The sequence below is a fragment of the Methylobacterium sp. FW102-HT35C08 genome (genome assembly GCF_058790235.1).
On record NZ_JBYTCL010000002.1, the window covers coordinates 6005049 to 6027257 of the forward strand.

The following is a 22209-nucleotide window of genomic DNA, read 5'->3' on the forward strand; positions in this document are numbered from 1 at the left end:
ACGACATGGGTGCGCGGCGACGCTTTGTCAGGGGCGATTGCGAAAACTTCATTCGTCTGGAAGCCGAAAGCGAAAAGCCCGACCTCTCGGCCGGGCTTCTTGCTTGATCGGTCGGATCAGCGCGACCAAAGCCGCGCCGTCGCCGGCTCTCAGTACGAGCCGAACTTGTAGTTCAGGCCGGCGCGGACTACGGCGAACTCGTCGTCGCGGCGGCCGATGCCGGTGGTGTAGACCGGCGCCAGGTTGGCGGCGTTGACGACCAGGACGCCCTGGTTGCGGGTGCCGCGGTCGAGGTTCACGTACAGGCCTTCGACCTTCAGCGTCACGGCGGACGAGCGGAAGAAGTTCAGGAACGAGTCGGTCGGGAGCGCATACTCGATGCCGCCGCCGACCGCGTAGCCGGTGCGGAAGCTGTCGTTGCCGGCGAAGCCGCCGAACGAGCGGTCAGCGCTGCCCGAGCCGTAGGCGAAGCCGCCGGTGCCGTACACGAGGGTGCGGTCGAAGGCGTAGCCGAGGCGGCCGCGCACGGTGCCGAAGTAGTCGAGGCTCGACAGGCCGCGCGGGTCGTTGAGGATCAGGCCCGGTGCGATCGCGCCGCCGGTGACGAAGGCGTTGTTCCGGTCGCGGCCGAAGTCGAGGTACTGGGCGTCGGCCTCGATGCCGATCACCACGCCCGAGCCCGGGGTGAACTGGTAGTTGTAGCCGATCTGCGCGCCGCCGGAGAAGCCGTCCTGGCTGCGGTTGCGGAAGGTGGCGACCGCGGCCGGGCCGGTGGTCAGGCCAACGCCGCCCGGAACGACGAAGGTCGAATTGTTGGAGCGGCTGCTGGCGTCAAAGGCGTAGCCGGCGTTGAAACCCGCGTAGAAGCCGGTCCAGGTGAAGACCGGGACGGGGGTGAACACCGGCGGCGGAGCAGCGCGGCGCGGCAGGTCGGCAGCGAAGGCCGAGCCGGCGAGGGCGACGCCCGCGAGGGCCGTGGACAGACGGAGCAGGGATTTCATGATCTGGTCCTCACTGGTGGTTCCGTACCGCCCGTGGATCGGACTGGTGCGGAGCGCGGTTCTGGTTGTCGTCCAGCGGTTCCAGGGCTGCTTTGCGCTCCGCGGTGTCGCCGACCGCTGATCGCGGCCCCTTAAGGCAACCCGCCGTTTTTCCCCGGCACCTTGACCCCACAACGCGCTCGAATGGCCAAGGTTCGCCTCCGGCTACGCTTTTTTTCGAGGGCCAGGTTGGCAAATTGTCGCACCCGATTTTCGTCTTCGTAATCAGCCTTCAGGGCGCGAGTGCGATGGCCGAGATCAGGCGGCCGTAATCCGCTTCGCCGCGATGCGTGGTGCGTCGATAGCTGTAGAAGCGTTCCGGGTCGGCATACGTGCACAGGTCGAGCGACGTCGCATCGCCGATCCCGGCTCCGGCCAGCCGCGCCAGGATGAAGCCCGGCAGATCGAATTGGGCATGGTCGGGCCGTGTCCCGGCGCCGAGAAACCGCTCCATGCCGGGCGCCTCCGTCCGGAACCGCGCGACGAAGTCGGGCCCGACTTCGTAGGAATCCTGGCTGATCGTCGGGCCGAGCACCGCCACGATCCGGTCCCGTCGTGCGCCCAACGTCTCCATTGCCGCCACCGTCGCGTCGATCACCCCGGTGAGCGCGCCCTTCCAGCCGGCATGGGCGGCCCCCACAACTCCGTTCTCGGCATCGGCAAAGAGGATCGGCCCGCAATCGGCGGTGGCGATGCCAAGGGCAAGCCCCGGAACGCGAGTCACCATGGCGTCGGCCCGGGGGCGCATCGCCGCCGGGAACGGCGCCTCGACGGTCACCACCTCGGCGGAATGAACCTGGTAAAGGCTCACGAGCCTGTCCGACGGAACGTCGAGCTGGGCGCACATCCGAGCCCGATTGGCGACGACGCGCTCCGGATCGTCCTGCGACCCGAGACCACCGTTGAGGGAGACGTAGATGCCGTCGGATACGCCGCCCTGGCGGGTGAAGAAGGCGTGACGGACGTTCGGATGCGCGGAGAGTTGCGGCGCCTTGATCGACATGCCTGAAGTCACGCTCGCTCCCATTCCGGTTCCCCTGTCGCGCTCCGATACCGCAAGGCCCGCCCCTTGACGATGTCGTTCAGGCGTCAGATTCTTGCTGCAATGCAGTATGGGGCCGAGGACGGCTCCATTCCGAGAAGGATCGCAATGGCCCAAGGGATCGAGACCGACGCCCTGATCGAAACGACCAAGCCGGAGGCCGAGGAGCCCCGGATCCCGAGCGCGCCCGCACATCCGGTCACGGGCGAACCCGCTGCCTTCAATCCGAACGATCCGAACCCGCCCGCGCCGCCGACACCACGGGCACCCAGCCAGACGGATTCGGGGTTCGGTTCCTTCGGCTGATCCGACTCGGTCCGCAGGGCCGGGCCATCAACCGGCTGCCGACGATCCGGCGTCCGGAAACCCCGGGAGCGGCCCCAAACTTGGGCCGCTCACCGCCAGAACCTTGAACAGAGAGCCCATCCCGCGCGCACCGGACTCCGTCAGCCGGGCGACCGCCCTGTCGATCTCGATGGATTGGGCGTCGGTCGCGCGCGTCTTCAGCCGTTCGGCGCGGGCGCGCAGTCCGAGGGCGAACAGGAAATCGCGCTGATCGACAGGTCCGTGGACCTGCGCCCCCTGGCTACTCGCCGCCCGGGCCAGCGCCTGGAAATCCACATGATGGGTCAGGTCCGCTTCACCGGGGGCAGCCAACGGATCCGCGAACCGGTGGCCCGCCACGGCCTGCAGGGTGTCGCCGAAGCCGGGTCGGACGTGGCCGTAATCGATGGCGAGCAGAGCGCCGCCCGACGTGCGGAACCGCTGCGCCAGCGTCCGCATCACCGCGAGACCAACCGTCGGCACGCTGAGCAAGGCTCCGTTTGGCCCGTCGGCGTCGAGCCCCGGGCTCGGCTCCGGTGCGAGGCCGAAGACGAAAGTGCCCTGCGGCCCGAGGCCGACCTGCCGCTCGTGCCAACCGGTCGGCCGGCGTTCGAACTGGCGCACCGGCAGGCAGTCGAAGAACTCGTTGGCGAGCAGGATCGCCGGGCCTGGAGGCAGCGTCTCGATCTCCACGTGCCAGATCGCGCCGGTGCCGCTGAGGATCCGCTCCTGCGCTGCCCGCAGGATCGGACTGGTCTCGACGAGGTGCGGCGCGACCCGCACGTCCGGGATCGCGGCCCGCAAGGTCCGCAGGGCGTCGGCCATCAGCGTACCGCGTCCCGGGCCGAGTTCCACCAGGATCAGCGGATCCGGCTGGCCCATCAGCCCGTGGACGTAGGCGGTCCAGGCGCCGATCAGCTCGCCGAACATCTGGCTGATCTCGGGCGCCGTGGTGAAGTCTCCCTGCGCGCCGAGGGGATCGCGGGTGCGATAGTACCCGTGGATCGGGTGGCCGAGGCACAAAGCCATGTAGCGATCGACGCCGATCGGCCCGTTCTGCCGGATCAGCGCGGCGATCTCGGCCCCGAGGGGCGTCACGCCTCCACGGGCGCCTTGCGCGCCTCCTCGGCGGCAACGGGTCCTTCGACTGGATGGCGCGGTCGTGTCCGGCCGGTGGCGGCCAGCACGATGTAGGTCAGCCCGACGATCATCATCGGCACGCACAGGAGCATGCCCATGGTCACGCCGCCACCCATCGGGCCGAGATGGTCGCCGAACAGGAAGCCGAGCTGCCGGTCGGGCTCCCGGAAGAACTCGCAGAAGGTCCGGGCCAGGGCGTAGCCGAGGACGAAGATGCCGCCGAGCAGGCCGGGCTTGCGGAAGCCGAACCGGCGCACGGCGATCGCCATGACGATGAACAGCAGCAGGCCTTCCGTCGCCGCCTCGTAGAGCTGGCTTGGATGGCGTGGCAGCGGCCCGCCGCTGGGGAACACGATCGCGTAGGGGAAGTCCGGCGCGACCCGCCCCCAGAGCTCGCCGTTCACGAAATTGGCGATGCGGCCGAAGAACAGGCCGATCGGCACGACCACGGCGCCGATGTCGAGCAGCGTGTAGCCGTTGAGCTTCTTGGCCCGGGCGAAGAGCAGGAAGGCCAGGATCGCGCCGAGAAAGCCGCCGTGAAACGACATGCCGCCGTTGCGGATCGCCAGGATCTCGATCGGGTCGTCGAGATACATCGGCAGATTGTAGAACAGCACGTAGCCGATCCGGCCGCCGAGCACGACGCCCAGAGCCACCCAGACGACGAGGTCGTCGATGTCGACGACCTGCGGACGCTTCACCACGCCCCAGAGGCGGTCGGCCATCACGAGGCGGCGCGCGTAGTACCACCCGCCGATCAGGCCGGCGATGTAGGCGAGCGCGTACCATTTGATCGTGATCGGCCCGATCGCGAGCGCCACCGGATCGATGGCCGGAAAGGGCAGGGCGAGGAGCGGCATCAATCTTACCTCCGGGGCGGCCGGATTGGACGCCGGAGGGGCGACGCGTCAAGCCCGCGCGGGGCTTGCCGGGCAGGTGCGCTCAGGCCCGCACGAACAAGAAGCCGTGTCCGTCCGGCCCGGCACAGTAGACCGTCGTGCCGTCGGCGGAGACCCGCGGCGCCAGTCCGGACGCGCGCAGTCGTCGCGATAGGCCCTCCGGATCGGTCGCGGAGAAGACGTAGCGGGTCGCGGCCCGGTCGCCCGGACCGACACGCTGCCGCCGCTCGGTGGTGGGCAGGCGGTAGTGCAGCAACTCGACGTGCGGCGCCGGGACCGGCGGTTCCAGCGCGATCACGTCGACCTGCGGAGCCTCCACCCCGTCGAGGCGCGCCTGCTCCGGACCCTGGTTCAGGCCACGCTCCGCCACCGTGAGGCCGACGGGGCCGGTGAGGAAAGCCAGCGTAGCGTCGAGGTCGGTGACGGTGATCGCCGAGTGATCGATGCCCAGGAACAGTCCCGGCGCATCGCGCCAGCGGGCGGCGGGCGGCCCACCGGGAAATGCGATCAGCTCCAGGGGATGCCCGTCGGGGTCGCGGAACTTGTAGGCGGTCACGCCCCCCGTGGAGGCCGGCAGCCCCTGCGGCCCGCCGTGGCTGATGGGCGTCGGGGCGAGCCGCGCCAGCTGCGCCATCGCGGCCTCCATGTCGCGGACCGGAATCGCGAGATGCTGGAAGAACGGGTCCGTCGCCGCAGGTTCGGCCGGGTAGGGCGCGCCGGGCGGATCGACTGCCAGGAAGGCGACGGTCTGCCCGCCGAGCCGCATGCGCAGCTGTGACGCGCGCCGATCCGCGAGGCCCATCGCCTCCACCTGCGCGACCGGCACGGGTTCCGGCGGGGCGATCCGCGCGAAGCCGAGGCCGTCGCGGTAGAACGCCTCGGTAACCGAGAGATCCAGGACGGTGCGGCCGAAGCCGACGATCGCCCGCACGCCGCTCACAGCAGCGGGGCTCCGCGCACGTTCACGTAAATCGCGTAGAGCGTATGCGACGCGCAGAGGAACAGGCGGCTGTTGTTCCGTCCGCCGAAGGTCAGATTGGCCACGGTCGAGGGCACCAGGATCTTGCCGACCAATTCGCCGCCCGGATCGATGCAGTGGACCCCGTCGCCGGCGCTCGACCAGAGATTGCCGTGCTCGTCGCAACGGATCCCGTCGGCATTGCCCGGATCGATCGTGCAGAACACGCCACCGCCGGACAGGCCGCCGTCGTCGGACACGTCGAACACCCGGACGTGCTGGAGCGGGTCGGTGTCGAACTGAAGTCCGGTCTCGACGATGTAGAGCCTGCGCTCGTCGGGCGAGAAGCAGAGCCCGTTCGGCCCCTGAAAATCGTCGGCCACCACCCGTAGCGAGCCGTCGCGCGGGTCGAACCGGTAGACCGCGGCGGGCAGCTCCGATTCCTGCTTGCCGCCCTCGTAGTCGGTCTGGATTCCGTAGGGCGGGTCGGTGAACCAGATCGTGCCATCGGACTTGCAGACGATATCGTTGGGCGAGTTCAGCCGCCGCCCCTGGTAGCGCTCGACCAGGCTGGTGACGCGCCCGTCCAGCTCGGTCCGGTGGATGCGCCGGCCGCGATGCGAGCACGACAGCATCCGTCCCTGGCGGTCGCGGGCGTGACCGTTCTCGAAGTCGCTCGCCTCCCGGTAGACGCTCAAGCCTGCGTATTCCGCCCAGCGCATCACTCGGTTGTTGGGCAAATCCGAGAACAGCAGCTCGTCGCGGTCACCGAACCAGACCGGACCTTCCGTCCAGCGGAATCCCTCAGCCAGCTTCTGCAAGGGCGCGTTCGGCAGAACGTAGGCCTTGAAGCGCGGCTGCGTGAGTTCGAAGCCGTCCATGGCCGGTCCTTACTTGAACCGGCCCGGCTGGTTCACGGTCGGCTCGACCTGGAGGCCGGTCACGATCATCGTGCAGGGCTCATCGCCGACCGTGCCGGAGAGGTGACCCTTCCTTCCGTCCCGTTCCTTCGTGTTCTGATCCTCGCCCATCATCAGCTCGCCCGGGCCCATCTCGACCCGATGGCCGTCCATGGTTTCGACGAACCAGCGGCCGGAGAGGATCGCGATCCATTGCGGCCGCGGATTCTCGTGCCACTCGCCGACCCAGCCCACCGGCAGAACCGTGAAGGTCACGACCGACGGCGCGGGTTCCATCTTGTCGTTCCACTGGGGCGCGGTCTCGGGGTTGATCCCCTCGAACTTGAAGCGCTCCAGGTGGAACAGCTCCTGGCGGCTCACCCCCTCCGCGTCGGTGTAGACGTGCCAGTACGGCATCTTCGGAGGTGTCGGCTCGCTCATCGTCGCTCCTGCGCCGGCGGAGAAATCGTCCTCGCTCAACGGCCGGAGCTGCCGATGGTTCGCAGGCGGGAACGCGGGGGCTCGGATGGCCGCCGCGCGGTTCTCAGGCCCCCGGCCAGGAAGCCCCGTCGTCCTTGCGAGCGGAGCAAAGCAAACCAGGCGCGCGACGATGACCGATCGCGCGCCGCCCCGGGGTCGCTGCGCCGCGCTCGCGATAACGGAGTCGGCCGAACCGATGGCGCCTTACATCTGCTCGGGGATCCGATCCGTCTGGGCGAGGTTCGAGAACCGGGTGATGTTGGCGTCGAACTGCAATTCCACCGTGCCGGTCGGGCCGTGACGCTGTTTGCCGAGGATCACCTCGGCCTTGCCGTGGACGCGCTGCATCTCGGCTTCCCAGGCGAAGAACTCCTCGGTCCCTTCGCGGGGCTTCTTGTTGCCGACGTAATATTCCTCGCGGAACACGAACATCACCACGTCGGCGTCCTGCTCGATCGAGCCCGATTCACGAAGATCGGCGAGCTGCGGACGCTTGTCGTCGCGGTTCTCCACCTGACGGGAGAGCTGAGACAGGCCGATGATCGGCACTGCCAGTTCCTTGGCGAGTGCCTTCATGCCGGTGGTGATCTCGGTCATCTCCTGCACGCGGTTGTCGCTGCGCTTGCCGGAGCCCGACAGCAACTGCAGATAATCGACGATCAGCAGGTCGAGGCCCTTCTGGCGCTTGAGGCGCCGGGCTCGGGCGGCGAGCTGGGCGATCGAGATGCCGCCGCTCTGGTCGATGTAGAACGGGATCGTCTGCATGTCCCGGGCGGCGTCGGTGATCTTGTAGAAATCCTCGGGCCGGATATCGCCGCGGCGGATCTTGTAGGAGGGGACGCCCGACTGCTCGGCGATGATACGGGTGGCGAGCTGCTCGGCCGACATTTCCAGCGAGAAGAACCCGACGATGCCGCCGTTCACGGTCTTGGTCGTGCCGTCCGGCTGCTTCTCGCCGCGATACGCCTTGGCGATGTTGAAGGCGATGTTGGTCACCAGCGAGGTCTTGCCCATGGCCGGGCGCCCCGCGAGGATGATCAGGTCGGAAGGCTGCAGGCCGCCCATCTTGGCGTCGAGATCGCTCAGGCCGGTGGCGATACCCGAGAGCTTGCCGTCGCGCTGGTAGGCCTTGGCGGCCATGTCGACGGCGGCGGTGAGCGCGTCCGAGAACTTCTGGAAGCCGCCGTCGTAGCGCCCGGCCTCGGCCAGTTCGTAGAGGCGGCGCTCGGTCTCCTCGATCTGGTCCCGCGGGGCCTGCTCCACCGGCGCCTCGTAGGCGCCGTTGACCAGATCCTCGCCGATGGTGATCAGCCGGCGGCGGATGGCGAGGTCGTAGATCGTGCGGCCGTACTCGCCGGCGTTGATCACCGTCGTGGCATCGGCGGCGAGCCGGGCGAGGTACTGCATCACTGTCTGGCCGCCGAAATCGGCGTCGCCCAGATAGGTCTTCATGGTGATGGGGGTCGCGAGCTTGCCGGCCCGGATCAGCGATGCCGCCACCGTGAAGATCTGCTGGTGGGCATCCTCCATGAAGTGCTCGGCGAGCAGGAAGTCCGACACCCGGTAATAGGCGTCGTTGTTCACCAGGATCGCGCCCAGCAATGCCTGCTCCGCGTCCACGTTGTGCGGGGCGACGCGGTACTCGGCCTGAACCGCTTCGAGCTTGGCCGTGAGCGCATTGGGCAGGGCCATCGGCGGACGACTCCGTATCAGGCGCCGCGGCGGGCGCACCAGGATCACACCGCACGACCTTGGCCGCGGTATGGTTACCGAAGCCTAGCCGACACCGCGTTTGTCGGGTGGATCCCGAACAAACGAACGCCCGCCGACTCTCGCAAGCGGCGGGCGTCCATGCTGGAACAAAACTGGAACGTGTCAAGTCTCGGGGACGATGATCCCCGATGTTCACCGGTATACAGGCACCGTCGATCTGCCGCAGAGCGGCCCGACGCCACGCCACGATGGCGGCTCCGGCCGAGAGGCCGGCCGGAGCCGCCAAAGGACTCAGCCGCGGTCGTCGGCGCCCTCGCCGGCATCGGCCAGCGCCGCGCCGACCTCGAGGCCGAGGTCGTCGAGGTTGAACGCCTCACGCTCGGTGACCGACTCGCCACGGGCCTGACGCTCGGCCTCCTCGGGGCTGCGGGCGACGTTGACGGTGATCTCGACTTCGACCTCAGGGTGGAGCACCACCGGGACCTTGTGGAGGCCGAGCGTCTTGATCGGCTGGTTCAGGGTGAACTGGCCGCGCTCGACCGTGAAGCCGTCCTTCGCGACGACCTCGGCGAGGTCGCGGGTCGAGACGGAGCCGTAGAGCACGCCGGTCTCGCCCGACTGGCGGATCAGGATGAAGCTCTGGCCGTTCAGCTTCTCGGCCACCGCCTCGGCGTCCTTCTTGCGGTCGAGGTTGCGGGCCTCGAGCTGGGCGCGCTGACCCTCGAAGTGCTTCTTGTTGGCTTCCGTCGCGCGCAGGGCCTTGCCGCGGGCGAGCAGGAAGTTGCGGGCGAAGCCGGGGCGGACATTCACGGTCTCGCCCATCTGGCCGAGCTTGGCCACGCGCTCGAGCAGGATCACTTCCATGGTTTTTCTCCTTCAGGTGGTCGGCCGCTGAGGCCGGGGTCTACGGCGCCGGACTGTCCTTCGGACGACGGCGGTCGAGGGCGGTGTCGGCCAGGCCGAACAAGGTGAGTGCCACCAGGGCGATGCCCTGGGTCACGAACAGGGTCAGGTACATGCCGAACAGCATCAGCCCGCGGCCCGGGCGGCCGCGCGAGCGGTCGTGGAAGGCGGCGAGCCCCTGGAGCGAGAAGGCGGCGCTGAATGCGCCGACCAGCGCGACGCCGAGCACACCGACATAGCCGGGTGCGAAGCACATCAGCACGGCGGCCGCGAGGGTCGCCAGCGTCGCACGCGGCATGGCGGTCGACGGGATGTCCGGCCAGGGCCGCGGCAGGCGTCCGGAGATCTTCACGATCCTGGCCGAGGCCCAGAGATAGAAGGCAAGCAGCAGAGCGAGCCCGTTCGCCGCGAAGGCCGGCACCACCCGCGCCAGAGCGTCGGCCAGCTCGGTCCGCGTCACGTCGGCCGGCTCCGCGTCCGGCACCGCCTTCGGATCGGCAGCCGCATCCCCGGTGTCGGACGCACGCCCGGCATCGCGGGTCTTTCCCGCCTCGGTCGGCGCGTCCGGCATCCGGGCCTGCACCAACGTGTTAGCGAGCCCGCGCAACTGCGCGTCGAAGGCGGCGTGGTTCGGCGAGGACAGGACCGCAATGGCGATGAAGGCGAGGGCGGCCGTGGCGGCGATCCAACCGAGCAGGCGGCCGGTCGGATACCATTCGAGGCCGTTCGGCGTCTCGCGTCCCAGCAGGGTCAGATAGGCGAGCCACCACGCGGGCAGGGCGATATAGGCGCCGAAGGCCAGTCCCAGGAAGGGCGCGATCAACAGGGCGAGCGCGAGGCTTCCGGTCGCGACCGCCGCGAGGGCGGCCTTGTGGCTCCAGCCCAATCCGACGATCAGGATCGGCAGCGGCGCCACGAGGTAGAGCAGGATCGCCAGCGGGGTCGCCTTCAGCAGCACCCCGAACAGGAGTGCGGAGACGAGGCCCGCGCCGATACCGATGCCGATATGCTGTGCCATGGATTCCGCTGTCCCGCTGCCGCTGCGGCAGGGTTAGAGGCGGCGTTGCGCCCCAACGATCGGGCGGCGTGAGCCGCCCTCTGCGAGGACCGGCCCGGGCTGATGCCGGGCCGGCGGGTTTCGTTCAGCCTACTTGATCACGTAGGGCAGCAGGCCGAGAAAGCGGGCGCGCTTGATCGCCTGGGCGAGTTCGCGCTGCTTCTTGGCCGAGACCGCGGTGATCCGCGACGGCACGATCTTGCCGCGCTCGGACACGTAGCGGGACAGGAGCTTGACGTCCTTGTAGTCGATCTTCGGCGCGTTCGCGCCGGAGAACGGGCAGGTCTTGCGACGACGGAAGAAGGGACGGCGTCCGCCGCCCGCACCAGCACCGAATGCCATGGGTTAGCCCTCCCCGCCGAAGCTGCGCTCGCCGCGATCACCCCGATCGCCGCGGTCACCCCGGTCGCCGCCGAAGCCGCCGCCACCGAAGCCCTCGTCGTCACGACGACGGCCGCGCTCGCGATCCTTGCGGTCGTCGCGGTCGCGCTTCTGCATCATGGCGGACGGCTCCTGGTCGAGCTCCTCGACCCGGACGGTCATGAAGCGCAGGACGTCCTCGGAGATCTGCATCTGGCGCTCCATCTCGGCGATGGCGGCCGGCGGGGCGTCGATGTTGAGGAGCGCGAAATGCGCCTTGCGGTTCTTCTTGATCCGGTAGGCGAGGGACTTCACGCCCCACATCTCGATCTTCTCGAGACGGCCACCGTTCTGCTCGATCACACCCTTGTAGGTGTCGATCATCGTCTCGACCTGCTGGGACGTCACGTCCTGGCGGGCCAAGAGCACATGCTCGTAGAGAGGCATTGTCGGGCCTTTCGTCGTCAAAAGGAGCCCGGCCGCCGGGGGCGGAGGTTCGGGCCGGTTCATCTCGCGGATCGCCCGGCGCCAAGCCCTTCGAGCCGATTTTCAGGCCCGAGCGGTTGATCGAAGGCGGAGACACCGGACGACGGGTTCTTGACGAGCCCTATGCCGCAAGCGGCACCGTCCGTTCAGCCCCCGGCCGGAGCGAACGCGAGGGGCGGCGCTTAGTCGGTTTTCCGGGCGCTGGCAAGCCCAAGGGCGGGCCGTCCCGAGCGCCGGGCGTCGACGGCCCGTCTTGTCGGGGCGGCCAAACGCCAGCATATCGCAGCTACGGAGCGTCGGCGTGACGCGCGCCAAATCTTGCCCGCAGGCCTGTCGAACCGCGCCGACACGGGGACGAACGAGCGGATGACTTCCGAAAAGCTGCGCCTCGGCGTCAACATCGACCACGTCGCGACCGTGCGCAACGCGCGCGGCGGCGATTATCCAGACCCGGTGCGGGCCGCGCTGCTCGCTGTCGAGGCGGGCGCCGACGGCATCACCGCGCACCTGCGCGAGGACAGGCGCCACATCCGCGACACGGACATCGCGGCGCTGAAGCGCGGCCTCACCGTGCCGCTCAACTTCGAGATGGCCGCCACCGACGAGATGGTGGCGATCGCGCTGGACACCCGTCCCCACGCCGCCTGCCTCGTCCCGGAGAAGCGCGAGGAGCGCACGACCGAAGGCGGGCTCGACATCATCGGCGGCCGCGACCATCTCGCCCCGCGCATCCGGGCCCTGGCGGAGGCCGGCATCCGGGTCTCGCTGTTCGTCGAGCCGGAGCCGGCCGTGATGGACGCGGCCCGCGCCCTGGGGGCACCGGTGGTGGAACTCCACACCGGCAGCTATTGCGAGGCCGCCCTGGAGGCGGACGAAGCCCACACTGCGCGCGAACTCGCCCGCATCCGGCGGGCGGCCGAGCATGGGGCGGCTCTCGGCCTGGAGATCCATGCCGGGCACGGTCTCACCCTCGGTAGCGTCGGCCCGGTCGCTGCTCTGCCGCAGCTCCGGGAGCTGAACATCGGCCACTCACTGATCGCCGACGCGATCTTCGTCGGGCTCGCCCAGGCCGTTCGAGACATGCGCGCCGCCATGGACCGCGCGCGGACACCATGATCATCGGGATCGGCTCGGACCTCTGCGACATCCGCCGGATCGCCCGGACCCTGGAGCGTCACGGCGAGCGCTTCACGCATCGGGTCTTCACCGACGGCGAGCGGGCCCGCTGCGACCGGCGGGCCGCCCGCGCGGAGGGCTACGCCCGCCGCTTCGCCGCCAAGGAGGCCTGCGCCAAGGCTCTGGGCACCGGTCTCAGCGCGGGCGTGTTCTGGCGGGACATGGAGGTGGTCAACCTGCCTTCCGGCCAGCCGACCCTGCGACTCGCTGGCGGCGCGGCGGCGCGGCTGCAGGAGCTGCTGCCGGCGGGCCATGAGGGGCGCCTCCACGTGAGCCTCACGGACGATCCGCCCATGGCACAAGCCTTCGTGATCATCGAGGCGCTGCCGGTGGCCGGCATCGGGTAAGATCCGGCAGCACGGATTAGCCGGCCGCTCTCGCGCGTTGCGGGGGGCTCGCGCTTGGTCTAGACCGCCGCACACAGCGGACACGATTGCGGCGCATTCCTCAGGACAACCGCACATCTAAGCCGCGCGCGGCGGGGCCGCGCCCCGCTGGCGGCAGGCGACGGAACCTCAACCGAAGACGGGACGCGCGCGTGGATTACGACGGCAAGCCGCTCAGGAAACCCGCCGAGACCGGCACCTGGGCCAGCATCCGCGAGACGCTGAAGGTCGGCATCCAGGCGCTGCTCATCGCCCTGGTGGTGCGCACGCTGCTGTTCCAGCCGTTCAACATTCCCTCCGGCTCACTGGTCCCGACCCTGCTGATCGGCGACTACCTGTTCGTCTCGAAGTACTCCTACGGGTACTCGAAGTACTCGCTGCCGCTCTCAGAATATATTCCGATCCAGGCGGACGGACGGGTGTGGGGTGCCGAGCCGAAACGCGGCGACATCGCGGTGTTCAAGCTGCCCAAGGACAACGCGACCGACTACATCAAGCGCGTGATCGGCCTGCCGGGCGACAAGATCCAGATGATCGACGGCGTGCTCAACATCAACGGCAAGGCTGTGAAGCGCGAGCGCATCGCCGATTACGAGACCACCGATCCCTACGGCCAGGCGACCAAGGTCCCGCAATATCTCGAGACGCTGCCGAACGGCGTGGTCCACCCGGTGATCGAGCGCGACGGCGACAACGGCTTCTGGGACAAGACCGAGCCCTACACGGTCCCGGCCGGTCACTTCTTCATGATGGGCGACAACCGCGACAACTCAACGGATTCGCGCGACCTCGCGAATGTCGGCTACGTTCCGTTCGCGAATCTCGTGGGGCGTGCCGAGATGATCTTCTTCTCGATCGATGAGGGCACACCGGCGTGGCAGGTGTGGAACTGGCCGGCCCATGTCCGCTGGTCGCGCCTGTTCACGACGATCCATTGACCGGTTCGGACTTGGACGACGCGGCGCAGCCTCGATCCTCCGCGCGGACGCGACGTGCCCACAAGCCACGCCCGCCGCTCGGCGCGCTCGAGGAACGGATCGGCCATCGCTTCGCCGATCAGGACCTGCTCACGCGCGCCCTGACCCACACCAGCAAGGCGAGTGGGCGGGGCGGCAGCTACCAGCGCCTCGAATTCCTCGGCGATCGCGTGCTCGGTCTCGCGGTGGCGGACCGCCTCTACGGCGCCTTCGCCGACGCGGACGAGGGCGACCTCTCGCGCCGGCTCGCCGCCCTGGTGCGGCGGGAGACCTGCGCGACGGTTGCCGCGTCGTGGGAGGTCGGGCCGCACCTGATCCTCGGCCAGGGCGAGGTGATGGGCGGCGGCCGGCGCAACCAGACGATCCTCGCCGATGTCTGCGAGGCGATTCTCGGCGCCATTTACCTCGATGCGGGGTTCGACGCCGCCCGGGCGGTGGTCGAGGCGCATTTCCGGCCGGGCGAGCCGACGGCCGCGGCGCGCGGCCGCGACGCGAAATCCGCCTTGCAGGAATGGGCGATGGGGCGGAGTCTGCCGATCCCCACCTACGCGGTGGTTGAGCGGACCGGCCCCGATCACGCGCCCCGGTTCCGGATCGCCGTCCAGGTCGAGGGTCTTGAGCCCGGCCTCGGCGAGGGCACATCGAAGCGGATCGCCGAGCAGGCGGCCGCCCAGGCGTTATTGGAGCGGGAGGGGATCGGGGCCCTGCCGGAGGCGGGGCCGACGGAGACAGCATGAGCGAGAATGATCAGGACGACGGCCCGACACCAGCGGAGGCCGGCAACGCGGCCTCGGCCCTTCCGGGTACGCCCGCCGACGCCCGGGCGGGCTTCGTCGCGCTGATCGGCGTTCCGAATGCCGGCAAGTCGACGCTCCTGAACAACCTGGTCGGGACCAAGGTCTCCATCGTCTCCCGCAAGGTGCAGACGACCCGGGCGCTCGTGCGCGGCATCTTCATCGAGGGCTCGGCGCAGGTCGTGCTCGTCGACACGCCCGGCATCTTCGCGCCCAAGCGCCGCCTCGACCGCGCGATGGTGCACTCGGCCTGGAGCGGCGCGGCGGATGCCGACGCGGTCTGTCTGCTGGTGGATGCCCGCAAGGGCGTGGACACCGAGGTGGAGGCCGTGCTGGGCCGCCTCGGCGAGGTGAGGCGCGAGAAGTTGCTGATCCTCAACAAGATCGACCTGATCCCGCGCGAGCGGCTCCTCGACCTCGCCGCGAAGCTCAACGCTGCCTCGCCCTTCGCCGAGACGTTCATGATCTCGGCGCTCAACGGTAGCGGCGTCGATGATCTGCGCCGCGCGCTGGCGGCACGCATGCCGGCCGGACCGTGGCTCTACCCGGAGGATCAGGTCTCGGACGCGCCGCTGCGTATGCTCGCGGCCGAGATCACCCGGGAGAAGATCTACGACCGGCTGCACGAGGAGCTGCCGTACCGCTCCACGGTCGAGACCGACCAGTGGCAGGTCCGATCGGACGGCTCGGTGCGCATCGAGCAGACGATCTTCGTCGAGCGGGAAAGCCAGCGCTCCATCGTCCTCGGCAAGGGCGGCCAGACCATCCGGTCGATCGGACAGGCGGCCCGGATCGAGATCGCCGAGGCGGCCGACGCCAAGGTCCACCTGTTCCTGCACGTGAAGGTGCGGGAGAACTGGGCCGACGATCCGGCCCGCTACCGCGAGATGGGCCTCGAATTCCCCCGGGGGTAATGCGCCTCGTCGGGCTTCTTTCGCTGCGTCCGGCAGGGACACGTGAGCCGGTTTCCGGCTGAAGCGCTCGGGTGACGGACCCTCCGTCATCACGAGCGCAGCGAAGGGATCCAGGGCAGCGCGACCTCTTCGGGTGTGGCGCTGCCGGATTGCTTTGCTCCGCTCGCAAGGACGGGCAGGCCGAAGCGATCTCCTGAACGGATAAGAGCGTCGGGCGGAGCCCCAGCCCGGCACGGGCGCCTGGACTGCCCTTCCGGGGCTCTGTGATCGCGCCCGGAAGGCTGGGCATCCGGGCCGGTTCCGGTATAAACGCGGTGTTCCCCCCGGATGAACCGAGTCGGGCGCGGGTCTCCCCGCTCCGCAGCGGATTCGCGTTCCGGCTCCGGTTCTCAAGATCCCGAATCCTTCATGCGCCATGCCGTCTACGGCTTGCCGCCGGTGGACCTCGCCGAGGTCCCCGGCGATGCCGTCCAGCTTTCCCCGTTGATCCCCGGCGCCGCCCGGCTGGAGGATCTGCCCGAGAACAGCCTCGACACGGCGACCGTGCTGGCGCCACCCGGAACGGTCGAGCGCCGCTACGTGCTGGCCCAATTGCTGCGGGCCCTGGGCCCCGGCGGCCGCATGGTCGCCCTGGCCCCGAAGGACCGGGGCGGCACGCGCCTCGCCAAGGAACTGACGACGTTCGGCTGCGCCGCCGCCGACCAGCCGCGCCGGCATCACCGGATCTGCACGGCCGAGCGCCCGCAGGTTCCGGCCGGCCTCGCGGAGGCGATCGACGAGGGCGGTCCGCGCCACGTCGACAATCTCGCTCTGTGCACGCAGCCCGGGATCTTCTCCTGGGACCGGCTCGATGCCGGCACGGCGCTGCTCCTGGCGAACCTGCCGAGCCTGAAGGGCCGCGGCGCCGATTTCGGCTGCGGTCTCGGGATCCTGTCCCGGGCGCTGCTCGGATCCGACGCGGTGACCGCTCTGACGCTGGTGGAGATCGATCGCCGGGCCGTCGAGATGGCGCGCCGCAACGTCGCCGACCCGCGGGCCACGATCCACTGGGCGGATATCCGCACCCCCGGCGTGGTGCCGGACGGTCTCGATTTCGTCGTGACCAACCCGCCGTTCCACGAGGGCGGAGCCGAGGACCCGTCTCTCGGCCGGGCCTTCATTGCCCGGGCCGCCGAGGTGCTGCGGCCGGGCGGCGCGTTCTGGCTCGTGGCCAACGCGCACCTGCCCTACGAGGCGACCCTGCGCGAGTCGTTCCGGGCCGTCACCGTCGCCGTGCAGGCGAATGGCTTCCGGGTCTACGAGGCCCGCCGGTGAGCGCGGCGAAATCCGTCCGGCTCGACAAGCTCCTCGCCAATCTTGGCTACGGCTCGCGGCGCGAGATCCAGGGCCTCGCCCGCGCCGGCGCGATCCGTCTGGACGGCGTCGAGTTGGAGGATGCCGGCGATCGCATTGCCCTCGATCCGGACCTTCCGGACCGCCTGACGATCGACGGCGCGCCCCTCGATCCTTTGCCGGGCCTGTGCCTGATGCTGCACAAGCCGCTGGGCGTCACCTGCTCGCACAAGGAGGCCGGTCCGCTGGTCTACGGGCTTCTGCCCGAGCGCTGGCGCCGCCGCGACCCGCCGCTCTCCACCGTCGGCCGGCTCGACAAGGAGACGTCGGGGCTGCTGCTGCTTACCGACGACGGGGCGCTGCTGCACCGGATCATCAGCCCGAAGGCCCAGGTGGCGAAGCGTTACCGGGTTACGCTCGACCGGCCGCTGACGGGCAGCGAGGCGGCGGTGTTTGCCGCGGGGACGCTGATGCTGGAGGGCGAGGAGCGCCCGCTGCTGCCGGTGCGGCTCGACGTCGAGGATGCCACACGCTGCGCCGTGACGCTGACGGAAGGCCGCTACCATCAGGTCCGCCGGATGTTCGCCGCGGTCGGCAACCACGTCGCGGCGCTGCACCGGGATCGGGTCGGAGGGCTCGATCTGCCGGAGGATCTGGCGGCTGGAGCCTATCGCGTCATGAGCCAGGAGGCCGTCGCGCGCGTGTTCGCCGCATCCTGACGGCCTGGGTCTACGGGCTGGCCGGGGGGACTGCCCGATCCTGCTGCGCCTTCCGCGCTAGACGTTGAAGTCCGTCGAACAGGTGCTCCAGCCCGTTCGCGGATGGCGCTGGATCTGCGCCTTCGCCGGGTGGGGCATTCGACAGATCGATGAGGTAATCCATCAGGTACTCGCCCAGCCGCCGATAGCTCTCGAAATCACTCTCGGTGAAGAACTGGTTCAGGGTGCTCTCGTGCGGGAAGCTCGTCTTCCGCTTCTGCATCGCCAGCAATTCCACCGGCGCATCCGGCGGCAGCCACGCCTTCAGGTAGATCAAGCGGCCCGTCTGCGGCGATTCATCCTCCGCCGTCTTCCGGTAGAGAATCTCCGCGAAGGCCCCCTGGGCCTCCAGCTTGGCGTCGCCGACACGGATCGGCGGGAGGAAGGTGATCTCCGCGCCTAGGTCGATGCGCGCGTACTCGATGCTCCGGGTGAGATCTTCGTAGGCGTAATGCTGGTCCTGCCCGGCATCGATGGCGAGGATCATGCCGCAGCGTCGGCGCAGCATTTCGTAGATACCGAGATTGTCGAAATGGCCGCCGTCCGAGAGGTAGACGTACGGACGCTTGAGGCTGGCGAGACCCAGCAGGTCGTAGAGCAGAACCCCGACGGCGTTGCGTGGGCCGGCGCGGCCGAGAAGCTTCGGGGCGTTGACGACGGCCGGGTTCGGAAGCCACGCCCCCAGCCGGACATTGAACAGCGTCATCACGCTCGCGATCAGGGTCGTCGAGTGGTAGCCCATATTGGGGCTCGCGGCGGCGCCGGAGATCGTGATCGCTGTTCCGAGGCTGATGCCTTTGCGCTCATCGAGCAGGCCGGTCTGCTTCTCGTCGCCGGCATATTTGTCGCTGCGCACATAGGCGCCCTTCGGGTCCGCCATGTTCCGTTTCAGATCGAGCGCCGCGGAGCCGCAGCGCAGCGGCGTGATCGTGAACGACACCGCCTTGCGCTCGGCCCGCGCCGGATCCTCACCGACCGTGCTGTTGAGGGCAACGTTGATGACCGGAAACAGGCGGTTACCGCCTGACGGCCGGTCGAAGGCGTCCGCCATGCGCAGGTTGTCGGCCGGATCGAAGCCCGTGAAACTGTCCGGATGCCGGCTCTCGGGCTTGCGGGCCGCACCCAGGAAGGCGCGCGTCAGACGGTTGCGGTAGACCGCGTGCATCGAGAAGCGGTTGAGGTTGATCGCGAGGCCGAGGCCCCAGGCGAGTCCGGCGCAGGCCGCAGCGACGGCAAAGGAGAGGACGGAGATCCCGAATATTCCGGGCTCAGCCGGAGCGGTGATCCGGGCTGCCGTCGCTCCGATCAGGATCGCCATGCCGTGGCCGATCAGCGCGAACAGGGTGGCTCCGAACACGATGACGGCGACGTTGGCGATCGCGGCAAGCGGCAGTTGAAGCCCGGGCGCGGGGCCGCCGACGGTGCGCGGCGTGAAGACCGTCGCGGCGCTTCGCCCGATCCAGGCCACGAGGCCCCCCGAAGCCAGACCGCCTCCGGCCAGCGCCTTGAATGCGCCGCCACTGAGCAGCGCGAGCCCGGCGCCGCCGACCACCACGACGGCGCCGCCCGCGGTGCCGGCCAGGATGACGAGGAGTTTGGCGCCGCTCATGCGGGCGAGCCATTCTCGATCGAGGTCGCCGCGGATCCGCTTATGGCGCAACGCGACGAACACCGTCGTTCGCAGTGTCTCCGCCACACCGACCCAGAGCGGGCCCGCAATGGCGAGCCAGAACAGGCCACCGTCCCGCGCTAGGGCGATGCCCGCCCAAAGGAACGCGCAGGACAGCGCGGAGCCGGCCAGCCAGGGAAGGAAGCCTTGCGCGAGCACGGTGAGATGCTTTTTGCGCGGGTCGATGGGTTTCCCGTTCCGCGTAATCGGCGCGTAGCGCCGTCGCGCGACAAGGAGATACGCAATGAGGTAGGCCAGGACGCACGCACCGGCACTCGAGACCGGTAGCCGCCACAGATCGGCGGCGGAGGGGTAGCCGGGGCGCGTGGGCCGTGCGCAGGCCGTTGTTGAGACCGCTGCGCCGCAGGATCGGCCGTCCGCCGCAATCGACGAGTCCCTGGCGGCGATCCGCAAGGCTTCGCGCACCACCGCGGTCAGCGGCGCCTGGCCGTCTGCCCGCGGGCACGCCGCCGGCGTGCTGGCGGGGCACGCCACGTCCGGCCACGTGCCGAACACGGTCTGCGCGTGCCGGATCTGTGCAGGTGGCAGGACGGTGTCGGCGACCATCAGCGGGACCAGCACGCACCAGGCCAGCATCGGCACAACGACCACCGCGAGAATCTTCTGCCACGGTATGCCGTAAGGGCCCTCTTTCGGGGGGCTCGCCTCCGGGTCGGGATGATAGTGGCTCGGCAGGTAGAGGATTGAAGCCGCCGCGCCTGAGATCAGACCGAGGAAGGCGACCAGCGCGACCAGCATCTTGATCGGACTATCCACCGGGACCCCGATCATGGCCGCCGTCAGGGCGAAATGACCGAGGGGCAGGCTCGCCACCGCGCTGAAGATCGGCAGGAAGATGAGCCAATTGACCAGCGTATTGCGGATCCACAGCAGGATACCCGCCAGGGTATCGAGCGACAGCAGGCCCGCCTGCGGCGCCAGGAAGCGGGTATAGCGGCGCAGCTGCCGCACCGGTGCCGCCTCGCCTTCATGAGCGCGTTTGCCGATCGTCCGCGTGATCGCGGGGATGACCCGCTGCGCCCTGTCCTGATCGGCGATGAACCGCGTCAACCAGGATCCGATATATCCGCCTCCCGAGACGGTGGAGAGATAATGGACGTTCTGGAGCAGCGCGTGCTTCCGATCCGCCAACGAACGCAGGACGCCCAGACACAGAGCGGCGCTGCGCACGCCACCGCCCGATAGGCAGAGGGCCGCCGGCTGGGTGTCTCCGTCGAGGCCGAGCGCTTGCTGTTCTTCGGCGAAGGCTGTCTTCCAGTCGACGCGCAGCTCGCGTGATTTCTCCTCCGATGCCCCCGCAGGATTGACCGACGCCATCGTTGACGATCTCCCCGACAAGCCGCGGACCAGCGGCGCGCATGGTTCCGTCGCACCGCGCCGGCCCATCGAGCGACGGGCGGCGCGTCGAAATTCAATCTATCAGCTTCAAATTAATCGTATTTGATTCAGAATTGCCAATCTTATCCAACAAATACAATATAGATCACAAATGATTGCTGGCGCAAGACGATGTCCGGACGCCGACGGGCGTGGTGCCGCTGGACGGCGGCGCTCGATCGAACGGACGCGGAGATCCTTTCGAGGCGGAGTCCGCGGCTGCTCTCGCCGGCCGGATCGCACCGGACAGACTTGCTGCGGGGCGCACACTCTGCTAAGCGCCCGCCTATCCCACACGCGGAGCCGGCCTCATGCCTGAATGAGGCGTTTCCGGTGGTCGTCCGAGCATTCGGGCGGCCGCATCCCTCCGCGGCGGATTTAACCGGAGAGCACAAAAGACATGGCCGTCGATTTCTCTATGCGTCAGCTCCTCGAGGCGGGCGCCCATTTCGGTCACCAGTCCCACCGCTGGAACCCGAAGATGCAGCCGTACATCTTCGGCACGCGCAACAACATCCACATCATCGACCTCGCCCAGACCGTGCCGGCGCTGCACACGGCGCTGCAGGCGGTGAGCGACACCGTCGCCAAGGGCGGCCGCGTGCTGTTCGTCGGCACGAAGCGCCAGGCGGCCGACACGATTGCCGAGGCGGCCAAGCGTTCGGCCCAGTACTACGTCAACTCCCGCTGGCTGGGCGGCATGCTCACCAACTGGAAGACCATCTCGGGCTCGATCTCGCGCCTGCGCAAGGTCACCGAGACGCTGGAGACCGGCGGCCCGGGCCTGACCAAGAAGGAGCGCCTGATGCTCTCCCGTGAGAAGGAGAAGCTCGAGAAGGCGCTCGGCGGCATCAAGGACATGGGCGGCGTGCCCGACCTGCTGTTCGTGATCGACACCAACAAGGAGCAGCTGGCGATCAAGGAGGCGAACCGCCTCGGCATCCCGGTGGCCGCCATCGTCGACACCAACTGCAACCCGGACGGCATCACCCACATCGTCCCGGCCAACGACGACGCCGGCCGCGCGATCGCGCTGTACTGCGACCTGATCGCCAAGGCCGCCATCGACGGCATCTCGCGCGCCCAGGGCTCGTCGGGCATGGATCTCGGCGCCTCCGAGGAGCCGATGGCCGAGGAGCTGCCGGCCAACGACGACGCGGCCGTCTCGGTCGAGTCCGACGCCCTCGACCCGGCCGACGTGGCGATGCTCGCCGAGACGACCGAGCATTTCGAGCTGCTCGCCGCCCCGCGCGGCGCGCCGGACGACCTGACCAAGCTCAACGGCGCCGGCCCGCAGATCGTGCAGAAGCTGAACGATGCCGGCATCTACCATTACTGGCAGCTCGCCGCGATGACCCCCGAGGACGTCGCCAAGGTCGATGCCGACCTGAAGCTCAACGGCCGCATCGACCGCGATTCGTGGGTTTCGCAGGCCCGCGGCTTCGTCGAGGCCGCCGCCGCGGCCTGATCTATCGGGACTCCGCGACGGCCCCGTCATCGGGCC

22 protein-coding genes are annotated in these 22209 nt (G+C 69.1%); 9 read left to right on the top strand and 13 right to left on the bottom strand.

The annotated features are described in order from the left end of the window. Positions 1 to 149: 149 nt before the first annotated feature. Positions 150 to 1001 carry an outer membrane protein gene (locus AC3WSN_RS28775; RefSeq protein ID WP_492542613.1) on the bottom strand — a complete coding sequence of 284 codons (852 nt, stop codon included), beginning with the start codon at positions 999 to 1001 and terminating at the stop codon, positions 150 to 152. Positions 1002 to 1272: 271 nt separating this feature from the next. After that, entirely contained in the window at positions 1273 to 2043 is a 771-nt protein-coding gene (gene pgeF, locus AC3WSN_RS28780; RefSeq protein ID WP_492543316.1) for a peptidoglycan editing factor PgeF, read from the bottom strand. A gap of 66 nt (positions 2044 to 2109) precedes the next feature. On the opposite strand from pgeF, the gene AC3WSN_RS28785 reads away from it, so the two are divergent. After that, complete coding sequence (locus AC3WSN_RS28785) at positions 2110 to 2388, top strand: fibronectin-attachment protein (FAP) (RefSeq protein ID WP_492542615.1); 279 nt, start codon at positions 2110 to 2112, stop codon at positions 2386 to 2388. A gap of 27 nt (positions 2389 to 2415) precedes the next feature. Here the strand turns inward: AC3WSN_RS28785 and AC3WSN_RS28790 are convergent, their stop codons facing one another. From AC3WSN_RS28790 to rpsF, 10 genes are all read right to left on the bottom strand, one after another. Then, complete coding sequence (locus AC3WSN_RS28790) at positions 2416 to 3504, bottom strand: class I SAM-dependent methyltransferase (protein ID WP_492542617.1); 1089 nt, start codon at positions 3502 to 3504, stop codon at positions 2416 to 2418. Next, entirely contained in the window at positions 3501 to 4409 is a 909-nt protein-coding gene (gene lgt, locus AC3WSN_RS28795) for a prolipoprotein diacylglyceryl transferase (protein ID WP_492542619.1), read from the bottom strand. Before lgt ends, AC3WSN_RS28790 begins: the two co-directional genes overlap by 4 nt. Positions 4410 to 4488: 79 nt before the next feature. After that, positions 4489 to 5385 carry a VOC family protein gene (locus AC3WSN_RS28800; protein WP_492542621.1) on the bottom strand — a complete coding sequence of 299 codons (897 nt, stop codon included), beginning with the start codon at positions 5383 to 5385 and terminating at the stop codon, positions 4489 to 4491. Then, a complete protein-coding gene (locus AC3WSN_RS28805; RefSeq protein ID WP_492542623.1) occupies positions 5382 to 6284 on the bottom strand; it encodes an SMP-30/gluconolactonase/LRE family protein in 903 nt (300 codons plus the stop codon). The genes AC3WSN_RS28800 and AC3WSN_RS28805 overlap by 4 nt, the downstream gene beginning before the upstream one ends. 9 nt (positions 6285 to 6293) lie before the next feature. Then, positions 6294 to 6743 (bottom strand): cupin domain-containing protein, encoded by a 450-nt coding sequence (locus AC3WSN_RS28810; protein ID WP_492542625.1) that lies wholly within the window; start codon positions 6741 to 6743, stop codon positions 6294 to 6296. Positions 6744 to 6986: 243 nt separating this feature from the next. After that, positions 6987 to 8474, bottom strand: coding sequence for a replicative DNA helicase (locus AC3WSN_RS28815; RefSeq protein WP_192706595.1), 1488 nt, complete (start codon positions 8472 to 8474; stop codon positions 6987 to 6989). Positions 8475 to 8786: 312 nt separating this feature from the next. After that, on the bottom strand, positions 8787 to 9359 hold the full coding sequence (rplI, locus tag AC3WSN_RS28820) for a 50S ribosomal protein L9 (RefSeq protein WP_192706596.1): 573 nt from the start codon (positions 9357 to 9359) through the stop codon (positions 8787 to 8789). Positions 9360 to 9399: 40 nt separating this feature from the next. Beyond that, positions 9400 to 10416, bottom strand: a complete 1017-nt coding sequence (locus AC3WSN_RS28825) for a hypothetical protein (RefSeq protein WP_492542628.1) — start codon at positions 10414 to 10416, stop codon at positions 9400 to 9402. Between the two features lie 129 nt (positions 10417 to 10545). Continuing rightward, positions 10546 to 10797, bottom strand: a complete 252-nt coding sequence (gene rpsR, locus AC3WSN_RS28830; protein ID WP_007561044.1) for a 30S ribosomal protein S18 — start codon at positions 10795 to 10797, stop codon at positions 10546 to 10548. A gap of 3 nt (positions 10798 to 10800) precedes the next feature. Beyond that, positions 10801 to 11262, bottom strand: coding sequence for a 30S ribosomal protein S6 (gene rpsF / locus AC3WSN_RS28835; protein WP_192706598.1), 462 nt, complete (start codon positions 11260 to 11262; stop codon positions 10801 to 10803). Positions 11263 to 11667: 405 nt separating this feature from the next. On the opposite strand from rpsF, the gene AC3WSN_RS28840 reads away from it, so the two are divergent. The 7 genes from AC3WSN_RS28840 (at position 11668) to AC3WSN_RS28870 (ending at position 17599) form a co-directional block, all read left to right on the top strand. Beyond that, positions 11668 to 12417 carry a pyridoxine 5'-phosphate synthase gene (locus AC3WSN_RS28840; protein WP_492542631.1) on the top strand — a complete coding sequence of 250 codons (750 nt, stop codon included), beginning with the start codon at positions 11668 to 11670 and terminating at the stop codon, positions 12415 to 12417. Next, on the top strand, positions 12414 to 12824 hold the full coding sequence (gene acpS, locus AC3WSN_RS28845; RefSeq protein WP_192706600.1) for a holo-ACP synthase: 411 nt from the start codon (positions 12414 to 12416) through the stop codon (positions 12822 to 12824). Before AC3WSN_RS28840 ends, acpS begins: the two co-directional genes overlap by 4 nt. A 191-nt stretch (positions 12825 to 13015) precedes the next feature. After that, positions 13016 to 13801 carry a signal peptidase I gene (lepB, locus tag AC3WSN_RS28850; protein ID WP_192706601.1) on the top strand — a complete coding sequence of 262 codons (786 nt, stop codon included), beginning with the start codon at positions 13016 to 13018 and terminating at the stop codon, positions 13799 to 13801. Beyond that, positions 13798 to 14577 (top strand): ribonuclease III, encoded by a 780-nt coding sequence (rnc, locus tag AC3WSN_RS28855; protein WP_192706602.1) that lies wholly within the window; start codon positions 13798 to 13800, stop codon positions 14575 to 14577. Before lepB ends, rnc begins: the two co-directional genes overlap by 4 nt. Further along, positions 14574 to 15548, top strand: a complete 975-nt coding sequence (gene era, locus AC3WSN_RS28860) for a GTPase Era (protein ID WP_492542634.1) — start codon at positions 14574 to 14576, stop codon at positions 15546 to 15548. Before rnc ends, era begins: the two co-directional genes overlap by 4 nt. A gap of 408 nt (positions 15549 to 15956) precedes the next feature. Continuing rightward, the gene (locus AC3WSN_RS28865) at positions 15957 to 16862 is read left to right on the top strand and encodes a class I SAM-dependent methyltransferase (RefSeq protein ID WP_192706604.1); all 906 of its coding nucleotides are present in this window, start codon (positions 15957 to 15959) and stop codon (positions 16860 to 16862) included. Continuing rightward, complete coding sequence (locus tag AC3WSN_RS28870; RefSeq protein ID WP_492542636.1) at positions 16859 to 17599, top strand: pseudouridine synthase; 741 nt, start codon at positions 16859 to 16861, stop codon at positions 17597 to 17599. The genes AC3WSN_RS28865 and AC3WSN_RS28870 overlap by 4 nt, the downstream gene beginning before the upstream one ends. 10 nt (positions 17600 to 17609) lie before the next feature. Here AC3WSN_RS28870 and AC3WSN_RS28875 read toward each other — a convergent pair whose 3' ends face one another. Then, complete coding sequence (locus AC3WSN_RS28875; protein ID WP_492542638.1) at positions 17610 to 20645, bottom strand: patatin-like phospholipase family protein; 3036 nt, start codon at positions 20643 to 20645, stop codon at positions 17610 to 17612. A gap of 460 nt (positions 20646 to 21105) precedes the next feature. Between AC3WSN_RS28875 and AC3WSN_RS28880 the strand changes: the two genes are divergently transcribed. Beyond that, entirely contained in the window at positions 21106 to 22173 is a 1068-nt protein-coding gene (locus AC3WSN_RS28880) for a 30S ribosomal protein S2 (protein ID WP_192706607.1), read from the top strand. Positions 22174 to 22209: the final 36 nt, after the last annotated feature.